Origin of the sequence: Pontibacter locisalis (assembly GCF_042684605.1) — a bacterium.
In the GTDB taxonomy this organism is placed as follows: Bacteria; Bacteroidota; Bacteroidia; order Cytophagales; family Hymenobacteraceae; genus Pontibacter; species Pontibacter locisalis.
This window is the reverse complement of record NZ_JBHULU010000021.1, coordinates 736,052-750,400: the sequence shown is the minus strand read 5'-3', so window position 1 is coordinate 750,400 and position 14,349 is coordinate 736,052. Positions and strand designations below refer to the sequence as shown.

The window sequence follows — 14,349 nt, the reverse complement described above, 5'->3', positions numbered from 1 at the left end:
CCTTTCCTTTATTATCTCAAAGAATGTCTTTTAAATGGAAGTTGTAAACGAAGTTGCGGAATTAAAAAGGCAACTGCAAGAAGAACGGGAAGCAAGGCTGGCAGCTGAGAAGCTGGCAGAAGATCTGAAGGCACAAGCCAGTTTGCAGGATGAAGATCTGATCTTTGTTCGTAATCTTGCGCATACCATTCCAAACATCATCTACATATATGATGTTGAAAAAGACAAAAGCATTTACCTGAACGACCAGATCAGGAACGTACTGGGATATACGAATGAAGACATTGATGCCATGAGCGGAAATGTCTTTCAATCCTTTGTAACCTCAGAAGAAGACCTGCAAAAGATACAAAAGCAGGTAGTGCGCATGAAGCAAGCGCAGGATGGAGAGGTAAGTAAAGTGGAATACCAGGTTCGCTGCAAAGACGGTTCAATCAAAAGCCTCTATTGCCGTGAAAGTGTCTTCAGCCGTGATTCAGAAGGGAGGCCTGTGCAGATCATCGGGTCAGCAGAGGATGTAACTACTCTCAGGCAACAGAGCCAGGAGCTCTTAAAGCAGAAGGAATTCTACGAGTCTGTTTTAAACCACATTTCTTCTGATATAGCTGTTTACAACAATAAGCTGGAGTACCTTTTTGTAAACCCCTTTGCCATTAAAGACCCGAAGTTAAGGCAATGGATTGTCGGCAAGACAAACGAGGATTACAGTTTACACAGAGGGATACCTCTTGAGCGAATGCAGCACCGGGCGCAGCACCTCAACCGGGTTCTGCAGGAAAAATGCCAGGTAGAATTTGAGGAATCTCTTCAAATGAAGGATGGCACAGTTACTCATCATATAAGAAGGCTTAACCCTGTGCTTGATGACAACAATGAAGTTCAACTTCTTGTAGGCCATGGCCTTAACATAACAGAGCTCCGACAGGCACAGGAAGAAATAGTAGCCAGCGAAGCCAAGAACAGGGCTATACTTGCCGCTATTCCAGACTTAATGTTCATTGTAGATAAAGACGGAGTATACCTGGATGCAATGAATGTGGTTGAAAGCCAGGTTTCCATTCCTGAACAGGAAATAATTGGAAACAGTGTTCAAAACCTTCTTCCGGAAAAACTGGCAACACAGTTCCTTGCTTGTATAACCAGAGTGCTTATTTCGGGTCAGTATGAGAAACTGGAGTATGAACTGGAACTGCACGGTGAGACACATTATTTCGAAGGTCGTGTTGTCAAGTATAATGCAGACGAGGTGCTTACTATTATTCGGGACACAACAGAAGAGCGCAAGGCAGCCCTGGAAGTTAAAGAAAAAAACCAGTTCATTCGTCAGGTTATTGACACGAGCCCTAGCCTGATCTTTGTAAAAGACGGGGATGGTAATTTTAAACTGGTTAATGAAGAGTTTGCTAAGCTTTTCAATTCCACAGTAGATCAATTGATCAACTCTAATATAAAGGATATTCACCCATCTCTTATTGAGGCTGAATTCTACGTTGAGATGGATCGGCAGGTGATTAAGGAAAACAGAGAAGTACTTGTACAGGAGCGTTTCACAAATGCCAGTGGCGAAGAAATGTGGTACAGCACTATCCGAAAGCCTTTCACCACTGCAGACGGGCAAGTGCATGTGCTGGGTATAGCCACAAATATTACAGATCAGCGCATTGCAAAGCAGCAATTGCAGGAAAGTGAGGAATTGCACCGCCTGCTTTCAGAAAACTCCCGGGACCTGATATGCCTGCATGATCTGGATGGCACCTATCTTTATATTTCGAAAGGTGTCCGTGAAATGCTGGAGTATGAACCAGAGGACTTGTTAGGAACATCGCCATACCCAATTTTACACCCGGACGATAGAGCGCACGTACTGGAGAATGGCCAGAATAAAGCCATAAGAGAAAAGTGTAATGTTGTAGTTGAACACAGGAAGCGTAAAAAGGACGGAGAGTATATTTGGGTTGAGACAATCTTAAAGCCCTTATTTAATGCAGATGGAGAAGTAGTACGACTGCAGTCTTCTTCCCGTGATATTACCCAAAGGCGACAGGTTGGAGAGGCTTTAAGAAACAGTGAACGTAAATACCGGGAGCTGATAAATTATAGCCAGGCATTTATTTGTTCCCATGATATGGAAGGGAGAATACTTTCTGTAAACCCGCACATTCTTGACATGCTTGATTATAAAGCAGACGAAATGATGGGTAAATACCTCCAGTCTTTTATTCCTGTTCACCACAAGAAAAGTTTCAGAGCCTACCTCAATGAGTTTAAGACAAAGAAGCTAACAGAAGGTGTCTTAACTATTTTAAACAAGGAGCAGGAGGAGCGCTCACTGCTGTATAAAAACTACAAGGTACAGGAGCCTAACTCAGAGCCTTATGTGATTGCCATAGCACAGGATATTACTGACCGTATGCGGGCAGAGCAGGAACTGAAGCAGGCAAAAGAGGCTGCTGAAGAATCTGCGAGAGTAAAAGAAAACTTCCTGGCCAACATGAGTCATGAGATCAGGACTCCCATGAACGGCATCCTTGGCATGGCAGGGCTATTGAGTAAAAGTACTTTAGACGATGCCCAGCAGAACTACCTGAGCATTATCAAGCAATCTGCTGATAACCTGCTGGTGATTATAAATGATATACTGGACGTAGCTAAAATAGAAGCAGGGAAGGTTGAACTGGAAGAAATACCATTTAACATTTCTGACACTATTAAGACTGCTTACCAAACGCTTATCTATAAAGCCGAAGAGAAGGAGCTCATTTATGTATCCCAGCCTATGGAGATTGAGCACCCTACCTTAGTTGGGGACCCTTACAGGTTGAACCAGGTGCTGCTGAATCTGTTAAACAATGCCATTAAATTCACAGAATCAGGCAGTGTTTCCTTACAGAGCCATGTGTTGGAAGAAGATGATGAGAAAGTAACCATTGAATTTGCTATAATTGACACAGGCATTGGCATTCCAGCTGATAAGCAGAACATTATTTTTGAAGGATTTACCCAAGCTTACTCCAGCACTACCAGGAAATACGGCGGCACCGGCTTAGGTCTTAGTATTTGCCGGAATCTGATTGAGATGCAAGGCGGCGAAATATGGGTTGAAAGTAAGGAGAACAGTGGCAGTACCTTTAAATTTAAACTGACTTACCAGAAATACAAGGATGCCGTGTTGCCAGATGATAAAGAAGAGCAAGTTGATTATTCAAGGCTGGGCAGAATAAGGGTACTTCTTGCGGAGGATAATGAGATAAATGTCTTCCTGGCTAAATCCATTATGGAGAACTGGAAGTTTGAAGTTGATGTGGCATACAATGGTCGGGAGGCAGTGGAGCTGGTGGACAAGAATAACTACGATGTTATTCTGATGGACATCCAGATGCCGGAGATGAGTGGCATAGATGCGACATACTTTATTCGCTCTCATGCTGATAAGGCTAAAGCTGGAATTCCTATCATTGCTCTTACTGCTAATGCCTTTAAAGGAGATGCAGAAAAATATATGAACGTGGGTATGAACGCTTATATATCAAAACCCTTCGAGGAGGAAAGCCTGTTCTCCAAAATTGCCGCTGTATTGCCGCACAAACTGGTCAAGAAAGAGGAGGCAGAAACTCCTCCATTAGCAGCTCCAGTTAAAGAAGAACCGCTGTATGATCTGAGCATGCTTTATAAGATGTCTCGGGGCAACGAAGCATTTATAAAAAAGACTAAAACTTTGTTTATAGAAACTGTTCCTCTAACCCTGGCAGACATGGAAGAAAGAAAGCAGGCCAAAGACTGGACAGGTGTTAGCGCCGCTGCTCATAAGCTGAAGTCAACTGTAGATACCATGCGGATACAGAAACTTCGGGAGGTTGTACGGACCATTGAAACAGATGCTAAGAAGCAGGAGAACCTGGATGTAGTGGTACATCATGTAGGGTATGTTCAGAAGGTTATGGGGCAGGTAATAGAACAGATGAAATCGGATATGTAATGTTGTAAGCTCTTTAAAGAAAGCCATGGAAGCCCAATAAGCTCCATGGCTTTTTAATTTAAACTCCTTCAGGAGAAAGAGTGGCATTCGAACATTTTATGCCTTTTTGTTCGTAATACGTTGTAATAACTCATACTCAAAGGAAAAATGCAACCCACCTCTCTTACTTCTCTTCCAGAAATAACATCTTTACGCCAGACGCTTCACCAACACCCTGAGCTTTCAGGTCAGGAATTCTCTACGGCTGCACGCATAGCAGACTTTTTACAGCAGTACGAGCCAGACAATATGTACACAGGAATAGGCGGTACTGGCGTGGTGGCAGCATTTAATGGAAAAAATGCAGAGGGCCCTACGGTTCTCTTCAGAGCAGAGTTGGATGCCTTACCCATCAGAGAGAAAAATAAGCTGCCTTATGTTTCCATTAAAGAAGGTATAGGGCACAAGTGCGGCCATGACGGGCATATGGCCATTCTTGCAGGTCTTGCTTCCCTACTCCACCAGAACCCGCTTAGAAGAGGAAAGGTACTACTGCTTTTTCAACCTGCTGAAGAGACTGGTACTGGTGCATGGGATGTACTGCAGGATAAGCAGTTTCAAGGCTTAACGCCTGACTATGTTTTTGCACTTCATAACTTGCCAGGGGTACCGCTGCACAAGGTTATCATAAAACATAATGTGTTTGCAGCCGCATCAACAGGTATGATCGTAGAGCTTCATGGCAAACCATCGCATGCAGCTGAACCAGAAAATGGATTGAACCCAGGTGCAGCCATGGCTGAACTCATTCTTTCCTTTCAGGAAATAATCAACAGAAAGGAAAATTTCCTGGACCTTACATTGCTTACTGTGATACACGCACGCCTTGGGGAAATTGCCTTCGGAACTAATCCTGGCTTTGCTACCGTGATGGCTACCCTTCGCTCCTACCAGCCAGCTGATCTACAGCTCTTAAAAGAACTTACAAGTACAGCAGCAGAGTCCATAGCAAATAAGTTTAACCTAAAGTATGAAATCAGGTTTGTAGAAGAATTTCCGGCCACTGTAAATAACGATGAAGCTGTAGATATGATAGAACGGGCGGCACAGTCTCTTCAACTAGAGGTAAAGGAAGCCGTACACCCCTTCAGGTGGTCAGAAGACTTTGGCCATTTTACCCATGCTTATAAAGGTGCTTTATTTGGTTTGGGAGCGGGTATACACCAGGCACAGCTGCATCATGCAGATTATGATTTCCCGGACACCCTTATACCCACCGGCAGCACACTTTTTTATACCATCGCCCAGGAATTAATGAATAGAAAATAATTTATGCTTCACAGCTCCTATATAGAAATAAGTAAGTCAGCTCTTCAGAATAACATCAATTTTCTAAAAAAAGAAATAGGCCCAAACGTAAGATTTTCCTCAGTTATAAAGGGCAACGCCTATGGGCATGGCATTGAACAATTTGCACCAATTGCGCAGGAAAGCGGAGTGGACCATTTTTCTGTTTTCAGTGCTGATGAGGCCAGTCGGCTTTTGGAAAGCCTTCCAAAGGCAGCAACGATAGTGATTATGGGTTACATAGATAACCCTGAACTGGAGTGGGCTATCCAAAATGACATTGAGTTTTTTGTTTTTGAATTAGACCGGCTAACAGAGGCGGCAAAGGTGGCAATGAAGTTGGGCAAAAGAGCTAAAATACACCTGGAGCTTGAAACGGGCATGAACAGAACCGGCTTTGATAAAGGAGCTTTAGAGCAGGCTGAAGCAACTTTACAGCAGTGCATTGCACATGTAGAGCTACAGGGGATTTGTACCCACTATGCCGGAGCAGAAAGCCTTCAGAACCATGACAGAGTCCTCTCCCAATACAGGTTGTTTAACAAAATGCTTCTGCAGTTACGGAAGAACAGCATCACCCCCACCCAGATTCATACCGCCTGCTCTGCCGCTATGGTCAGCTATCCTGAAACCAGAATGGATATGGTGCGCATAGGTATAATGCAGTATGGCTTATGGCCAAGTCCCGAAACTTACAGCCAATACATAGGTCAGCACGGGGACAAAACAGATCCTCTCAAAAGACTGATCAACTGGAAGAGCCGCGTTATGAGCCTTAAGTCAGTTACTCAGGGCAACTTCATTGGGTATGGCACATCATACCAGGCTCCACGCGACATGGTTCTTGCCGTTGTTCCGGTTGGTTATTCCTGGGGATACAGCCGTAGCCTGAGTAACCAGGGTCAGGTACTGATCAGAGGGCAAAGAGCAGCCGTGGTCGGCATCGTTAACATGAACGTTATGATGGTAGACGTTACAAATATTAAGGATGTGCAGAAACACGACGAAGTGGTATTATTAGGCAAACAGAAAGATCAGAGTATCACTGTTGCCTCTTTTGGAGAACTTAGCACACAGCTTAACTACGAATTGCTCACACGACTCCCTACTAATATTCCCCGCTATATTGTAGATTAGAAGACCTACAATTTATAACCACAGTTAAAACAAAAATTAGCATTTAAAGGATGCCCTTCCTGATGGCAATTGGGACAGACCCTTGTATGTTCTGCTTCTCTTTGGCTCCTCGTCATCTCTACGGTAACAATTCCGGTAGGCACCGCAATAATGCCGTATCCCATGATCATAACAAAGCTTGCCAGTATCTGGCCTAGAGGAGTAGCAGGTGCAATATCTCCATAGCCAACTGTAGTTAGTGTAACTATTGTCCAGTAGATGCTTTTCGGTATACTCGTAAAACCACTTGCTGCCCCTTCTATGATGTACATCACAGACCCTACAATAACTACTATTGTGAGAACTGTACCTATAAACACCAGGATCTTGGTTACGCTTGCTCTCAAGGCCCTGGAGAGCACCTGCCCCTCATTAATAAAACGTGTTAGCTTGAAGATACGGGCAATCCGAAGCAGACGCAGCACTCTTACTACTAGCAGGTACTGCGAGCCTGCAATAATCAGGCTCAAGTATGTTGGTATGATTGAGAGAAGATCAACCATTCCAAAGAAGGAGAAAATATACTTGATTGGTTTTGGCGTACTGTATATGCGTAATAAATATTCTATGGTGAAAAGAATTGTAAAGCCCCACTCCAGTGCCTGAAAGTAAGGCAAGTAAGCCCTTCTGAGCTCAACAACACTCTCCAGGGATACAACGACTACACTTGCTATTATAAGAACAAGCAGGATAATATCAAACACTTTTCCTCCGGCAGTTTCAGCCTCAAAGATGACCCTGTATAGTTTTTCTCGAAAAGTATTCTTCAACACTTCTGCCATAGGCATACATCAGTTTATTATGAATCAGGTATGGTTTACGCAAAATTCTGCAAATGGAAGGTTAGGCATAATTTATCATTTACAGAGACATTAATACTGCTGACTCCTTAACAGGGTAAGAGGTTCAAATAAAACGTTCATTTTGTTGACCTCCATTATCTGACTGTTTATCTTCTCACGGTCGCCCGGATTCTTTATTTCTTCGTTTGCATCGAAGATCAGCAGTTCTGCTTCCTTTCTTAAAATGGGGATCAGGTGAGGATACGGCTGCACTTTGAAGAGCAGGCTTCGCAACAGGTACAGAAGCCTTAATACTACAACACTACTTCCCTTACCGTAATGGCGAATAGGACTCAGAGAAATGGAATAAAGTACACCAAAGGTTTCATGCTCAAAACGTATACGGGCCGCACCGTCCTCATCATAAAGAATCTTCTCATCCGTTAACTGCATGCGTAGCGCAAAGAGAGCAGTAAGATAATCAATGGCCTTTATTGCTGTACCCGGATCGTTAATGCCGGGGCTTAAAGCTTTTACTGCACTTTCTGTTATATGCTTAAATCCGAAAAGGTAGTTTACATCTGGCCGCTCTTCTCTGTAGAAATTTACATGTTTGAAGAAATTTTTAGCAAAATCGCCTTCATTCTCAAGGTTTTTATTTATTCGCGCGAACGGCACCCCCTTCACCAGGAAAGCCCCTAAGGGTTGATCAAAGTAAACAACAATATCATGCTTTTTACAGATCGCTAACACCGCATCATTATCGAGGCTTTGCAGATAGCCCGTCTCAGGACTCTCCAGATTGTACCAACCACTTTTCGCAGAAAAAATATTTGGCACCTCAGATCCTTTATCCCATTCAATCTCTTGTTTTAAGGTATCACTGGTTACTATGAATATGCTCTCCAGAATACTCTCTATCTGTATAGATTGCGAAATGGAATGAATGAAATAAACAAAAAAGCCTAGGCAAACGATGGTGAAGCACATCGCCAGGAAAATAGAAAATCCCGGCAACTGAATATTGTAATACTCTGAACGCACATTTACCATGATCACCAGCGTGTAAATAAGGACCCCTAAATACAAGCCTAATACCCGTTGATTAGATTTATAAGATATTAAACCAGGAATAACCCGGGGTGTGAAATTAGCACTGGCTTGATTCAGCACCAACATCACCATAGTAAAGCTAAAGACAGTAAGGGAAATTATTCCTGCCGCGATGGTACTTAATACAAGTCGGGCTGTTTCACCATCTGTAATGATCATGAATGGCAGATTATCTTTAAACTTTACACTTAACCCATTTGCCTCCAGGTAAAGCATTAGGATTGCAAGAACAAAGAACAGGAGGGCAATTACAGTTGGATAAAAACCAATACTGGATACAATGTATTTAAAGCCAAATTTTATTCTGCTGAATAATTCTTCCATTCGCTAAAGGTCTGTTGATTCTACCCACAAAGGTAGCTGCTTTAGCCAATGTACTTACACCTGCCTTAGTAAGTTTCCCTTCGTAGAAAACCAGCCTCACAAAAAGTGCAGCCCTAACCAAAAAAGGAAATTAGAGATTAAGGTTTGTAGGCAACAAAGCTCTTGTCAGAGTAGAAGATTACGATTTGCTCAATCTTTTTACCAGGTGATTCCACAGCAGGAATTGGTAAAGAAGAGTTAGATGGCTCTTGCACTTTTTCAGTATCAACAGGTTTCTCTTCTTTCGGAACTGGCTCAACGTTCTTAGCGACAAAAGCAGTATTGGGATCCATTTCAGAATCAGTTTTTTTTACTAAGCCACTTAGCATATTGCCTTCCCCCATAAGCATCCAGTCCTTATTTACCTCAGGAAAAGCAGAAATGATTTTAATGATCACATCAAGGCTTGGCTTATTCCTGCCACTGATAATATGGCTGATCACGGCACGAGGCACGTCCACAGTATCTGCAAACTGTGACGAAGAAAGCTCTTTGAACTCCATTAATTGCCGAATTCTATCAACCATTTATACTGAAAACTTAAACCTGTAACTACTATAAACAAATGTAACACAAATTAGCAATCACTGCAAACAAAACCAATTATCGCCACATACATTATTAAAGCATTAATTTATCATACAAATACAATCTATTTATATACAGCATATTATCATCTGATTATTTCAAAACTCACATCACTGTATACATTTGTATATACATTTGTATACAACATCACAAAGCATATTTAAAGTTGATTTTTAGTTATCAATATTTTCTGTTTGCTAGAAGTATAACAGGCTGGTTCAAAAAAGACAGTATACATACTTGCTGCCATAGTGGCATACAAGCAAAAAGGCATTGTGGATAATTTGAGTTATCCACAATGCCTTAAATTGTTGTTTCTAAACCAGTTGAACCTTTGCTGTTAATTTTTTATTGCACCTGCCAATCGGGCTGAAGGAAGTGAGTTTTGTTTGTGCAAAAAATCATATATTGATCAAAGCATTCTCTAATCTTTGATTTTTGTACTTTTTATAATTCTTAAATGGTTTTTACTGATGGGACCAGCCTCAGGAAATCTGAAAGTATCGCGCAAAGCCATTGCTTCGGAGTAACAGTTTATTTGATTATGAATACCCCGTTCATCTTTTTCCAATGCCCCGGGTAGGTGCAAACAAAATCATATGACCCCGGTTCTGCGGGAGCAGTAAATTCCATTTCAACAGTTTGTCCTGGCAAGGCCATAGTTGAAGCCGCAATTACTTCAGGACTTTCTGGAACATAATTGCCCGGTGCTCCTACTTCAGCTCCACCTAAGGCAACTTCTTTATATTTCCCCGGCTTTGTGATTACTACATTATGAACCATGGGCATGTCTATACCTTCGTTCACCAGTGAAAGCTTTACCAGTGCACCTGCCTGTGCATACAATGTGTCTTCTTTATAGGCAATCTCCTCAAGGGTATTACCAATGGCAGTAAGGGTTAACTGCTGAACTGGTTGCAAGGTAGTGTCCGCAATTTCAACGATAGGGGCACTGGCTGCGACAGCTGTATCAGCATCTATTTCATTGGTAGCACCGCCAGCAGGATCAGTTTTTTCAAAACAGCCAGCAGTAAGAAACGCCAGGCAAAAGAGCCATATCCCAAGTATCTTATTCATAGTTAAAGCTTATAGGGTAAAACACACAGGAGCCTTACCCAAAGTATTCCTTCTGAAGTTTTTTATCATGCCCGTATAGGTCTTCTCTGAAATGAACATTACCCTGATCATCAACCCAGCTTGTAAAATACACCAGGTATACCTGCACACGCTTCGGTAATGTCACCCACTTCTCCTCTCCTTCCTTCATTGTTTGTCTGATGCGGGTTTCATCCCACTCAGGCATATCCCGTAAAATATACTTTGCCAACTCAACAGGTTTTTCTACACGCACACAACCATGGCTAAAGTCACGATCATTCTGGCTGAACAAAGCATCAGCCGGCGTATCATGTAAGTAAACGGCATATTCGTTAGGGAAAAGAAATTTGATCATACCCAAAGAATTGTCCGGGCCTGGTCTCTGGCGCACCATGTAGGGGAAATTCTTTTCAGTAACACCTGCCCAGTCTATGGAGTAAGGTGAAACCTGTTTCGGGTTTTTCTCCTTGGTTACTACTTCCATATTCTGACTCGCCAGCCAGTTGGAATTTTTAAGGATATTCGGCTTAATTTCTTTCTCCACGATGCTATTCGGCACGTTCCAATACGGCGCCATTACCACATACTCCAGCTTGTCGCTGAATATTGGGGTAGAGTTCATGGTTTTACCTACAATCACCCGCATGTTCATTACCTCTTTATACTCCCTCTCAGCTTCCGGGTCATTGTCCGGGTCTTCATAGATGTACATCTTGTATTCAGGTATGTTTACCCAGATATACTTCTGATCGAGGCTTTTTGGCACCATTCGCTTAGGAATCCAGCGCCACCGCTCCATGTTGATCATGATCTGGTTAATCCGGTCTTCTACGGGCACATTCATGATAGCAAGTGTATTTCCTCCAACCACACCGTCTTCTTTAAGGCCATGTAGCAGCTGAAACTTTTTCACCTGACTTTGTAAGTCTTCATCAAATAACTGCAGTCTTTTATCATTTACATCATACTTCTGATCGGGATTTAAGCGCTGACGGATTTGTACAACGGCTTTGGCAGTATCTCCTTTCTGAAGCATTTTTTTCTTGGCCAGTTCCACTTTGGTCCAGCCTCCTCTTTCCTGAAGCTCACGATACTCCTGTAAAGCATCTCTAAGCTTTACATAGCCTGCATGAAGCGCTTCGAACTCATAATAAGGGTAAGTACTTTCCCGCTCCTGTAAAATTGTCTGAAGGGCTTTGTGAAGCTTTATCTTGTTCTTTTTCACATCCCACTTCACCGCATTCTGTGAACGAGGATTTACACGGCCTCTATAGAAGTCAGAAGCGTAATTAAAATAAGAAGCTGTAAGAGCCAGGTCTATCTTTTGCTGAAGCTCCAACCTTGCCGAATCCTGAGAAGGCAGAGCTTTATACTCCTGCAGCATCTTGTTAATGTCAACTATCCTGTATTTCTTCGGATCAAGCCCTTCTTTGGCCGCTTTATCTATCACAGTAAGGAACCTCTCCGTTTCAGGCACCAACTCATTCTCCCGGAACCAGGCAAGGCTGTAGTCCCTGTCACCGTAAAACTTAAACATCCACTCCTCCTGCTCTTTAAACTCAGGCTTGTCACTGATGTAGTTCACCACAAAGGCACTATCTGTGTTTGGCTGTGGAAGCTCCTTGCCCATGTTAAAGAAGCCACCACTGCTGGCAGTAGCCTGTTCCTGTGTCTCACCTCCCGTTTGGTTGCAGCTAACATTCAGCATAAGGAAAGCTACTGCCAGAACAGAAATGCATTTTTTAAAATAAGGGATCATCATAATTTTATTTCTTAATGTGAAAACACACCTTCTCCATCTCGGCGGACAAGAAGTATTTTCAGCACAATACAATTCTTAGTTTATTACAAATAAAAAGCTGCTATATTGTTTTATAAGGCTTTATTGCTTTATGTACTTCAAAACAGTACAAAAAGTTATAAAGCGCCATTTCTCAAAACTGAGGCATATATGGCCTGTGTTAATACCATCAATATGTATCTGCAGCCTCTCATATTTTTAAATCTCTCAAAAATCATGTCACAATTCTTAATCTTTGCAAGCCAACTGCGTTTCCTGTATTGCACAAGAATTCCTATCTTACCAAAAAAGACATTACAAAACCTATGAAACTTTACCGACGTTGCTTACTTGGTTTAAGTGTGGCAGGCAGTCTTCAGTTTGCCTCCTGCACATCACAACCAACTAAAGATGATCAGAACATGACCACAGAACAATCCGCACTGGAACGTATGTCAGGAGATGTGCATAGCTATGCTCAGCCTGCTGAGGCTGTTGCCAAACACCTGGATCTGGATATTGATGTAAATTTTGACCAGAAGGTACTTAGCGGCACTGCGTCTTATAACATTGAAAACCTTACAGGTACTGATAGAATAATATTTGACACCCGAAATCTTCAGATTGAAAAAGTGTATCTGGGAGAGGAAATGGAGGAAACAACTTTTGAGCTGGGCGAGGAGAAAGAATTTCTGGGTCAGCCGCTTGTTGTCCAAATTAAACCAGACACAAAAAAAGTCACCATCAAATACAAAACTTCTCCTGATGCTGCAGCCCTTCAGTGGCTTAACCCCCAGCAGACTGCAGGCAAAAAAAATCCATTTCTTTTCACACAGTCGCAGGCTATTCTGGCCAGAACATGGATTCCGATCCAGGACAGCCCCGGCATTCGCATCACCTATAATGCGAAGGTAAAAGTACCAAAGGAGCTATTAGCTGTAATGAGTGCAGAGAACCCGATCCAAAAGAATGACACCGGTGTGTACACTTTCCAGATGAAGCAGCCTATCCCATCGTACCTTATGGCGCTTTCGGTTGGTGACCTTACCTTCCGCAAAATTGGACCACAGACTGGTATCTATGCAGAGCCCCCTACCATAGAAGCAGCAGCCTATGAGTTTGCCGAAATGGACAAAATGCTTGTTGCCGCAGAGAAACTCTATGGTAAATACCGCTGGGACCGCTACGACCTGCTAGTGTTGCCTCCTTCTTTTCCTTTCGGAGGCATGGAGAACCCGCGCCTGACGTTTGTAACTCCAACTGTTTTGGCAAAAGACCGTTCCCTTACCAGCCTGATTGCCCATGAACTGGCACACAGCTGGAGTGGAAACCTTGTTACCAATGGCACCTGGGATGACTTCTGGTTGAACGAGGGCTTTACTGTTTATTTTGAGCGTCGCATTATGGAAGAGCTGTATGGTAAAGAATATGCCGATATGCTTCAGGTTCTGGGTTACCAGGATCTCACCAACACCATAAACGACCTTGGAGCGGACAGTGAAGATACGCGCCTTAAACTGGATCTGGAAGGTCGTGACCCAGACGAAGGTCTGACTGATATTGCTTATGAGAAAGGAAATTTCTTTTTAGCTAACATAGAGCGTGCAGTAGGCCGTGAGAAATTTGATGCTTTCCTTAATAAATACTTCAGCACATTTGCATTCGAAAGCACTAACACTGACAAGTTCCTGAACTTCCTGCGTCAGGAGCTAATTAAAGGTGATGAAGAACTAGCTGAAAAGATAAACATTGAAGGTTGGGTATTTTCTCCGGGACTGCCTGAGGACTTTGTGAAGCCAACCTCTACCCGCTTTGCGAAAGTAGAGGAAGCTTTTAATGCCTGGAAGGGCGGAAAACCAGCCGCTCAGCTTAGCACAAAAGACTGGTCTAGCCACGAGTGGTTACACTTTATCAGAATGTTGCCTGAGAACATGAATCAGGAACAAATGGCTGAGCTGGACAAAGCCTTTAGCTTCACCAAATCCGGAAATTCGGAAGTGCTTGCTGCATGGCTTCTGCATGCCATCCGCAACAACTATACTACTGCTGATCAAGCACTGGAAACCTTCCTGACAAACGTAGGTCGCCGCAAGTTCTTAGTACCTATCTACAAAGCACTTATCGCTACACCCGAAGGAAAGAAAAAG

At 42.9% G+C, this 14,349-nt stretch carries 9 protein-coding genes; 4 read left to right on the top strand and 5 right to left on the bottom strand.

The annotated features are described in order from the left end of the window. Positions 1-34: 34 nt before the first annotated feature. From ACFSRY_RS17210 to alr, 3 genes are all read left to right on the top strand, one after another. Positions 35-3,976, top strand: a complete 3,942-nt coding sequence (locus ACFSRY_RS17210; RefSeq protein WP_377510701.1) for a PAS domain S-box protein — start codon at positions 35-37, stop codon at positions 3,974-3,976. Positions 3,977-4,123: 147 nt separating this feature from the next. Further along, entirely contained in the window at positions 4,124-5,284 is a 1,161-nt protein-coding gene (locus ACFSRY_RS17205) for an amidohydrolase (RefSeq protein ID WP_377510698.1), read from the top strand. Positions 5,285-5,287: 3 nt separating this feature from the next. After that, positions 5,288-6,439 carry an alanine racemase gene (gene alr / locus ACFSRY_RS17200; RefSeq protein ID WP_377510695.1) on the top strand — a complete coding sequence of 384 codons (1,152 nt, stop codon included), beginning with the start codon at positions 5,288-5,290 and terminating at the stop codon, positions 6,437-6,439. A 5-nt stretch (positions 6,440-6,444) separates the two neighbouring features. On the opposite strand, the gene ACFSRY_RS17195 is transcribed toward alr, so the two are convergent. From ACFSRY_RS17195 to ACFSRY_RS17175, 5 genes are all read right to left on the bottom strand, one after another. Further along, positions 6,445-7,260: an ion transporter gene (locus tag ACFSRY_RS17195; RefSeq protein WP_377510692.1), complete on the bottom strand. Its 816-nt coding sequence runs from the start codon at positions 7,258-7,260 to the stop codon at positions 6,445-6,447. 90 nt (positions 7,261-7,350) lie between these two features. Then, positions 7,351-8,697, bottom strand: a complete 1,347-nt coding sequence (locus ACFSRY_RS17190; RefSeq protein ID WP_377510689.1) for a DUF2254 domain-containing protein — start codon at positions 8,695-8,697, stop codon at positions 7,351-7,353. A gap of 137 nt (positions 8,698-8,834) precedes the next feature. Continuing rightward, on the bottom strand, positions 8,835-9,263 hold the full coding sequence (locus tag ACFSRY_RS17185; RefSeq protein ID WP_377510686.1) for a helix-turn-helix domain-containing protein: 429 nt from the start codon (positions 9,261-9,263) through the stop codon (positions 8,835-8,837). A 595-nt stretch (positions 9,264-9,858) separates the two neighbouring features. Further along, positions 9,859-10,401 carry a plastocyanin/azurin family copper-binding protein gene (locus ACFSRY_RS17180; RefSeq protein ID WP_377510683.1) on the bottom strand — a complete coding sequence of 181 codons (543 nt, stop codon included), beginning with the start codon at positions 10,399-10,401 and terminating at the stop codon, positions 9,859-9,861. A gap of 34 nt (positions 10,402-10,435) precedes the next feature. Continuing rightward, positions 10,436-12,184 carry a L,D-transpeptidase family protein gene (locus tag ACFSRY_RS17175; protein WP_377510680.1) on the bottom strand — a complete coding sequence of 583 codons (1,749 nt, stop codon included), beginning with the start codon at positions 12,182-12,184 and terminating at the stop codon, positions 10,436-10,438. Positions 12,185-12,528: 344 nt separating this feature from the next. Between ACFSRY_RS17175 and ACFSRY_RS17170 the strand changes: the two genes are divergently transcribed. Further along, positions 12,529-14,349, top strand: a 1,821-nt coding sequence (locus ACFSRY_RS17170; protein ID WP_377510677.1) for a M1 family metallopeptidase, incomplete at its 3' end; no start/stop codon positions are given.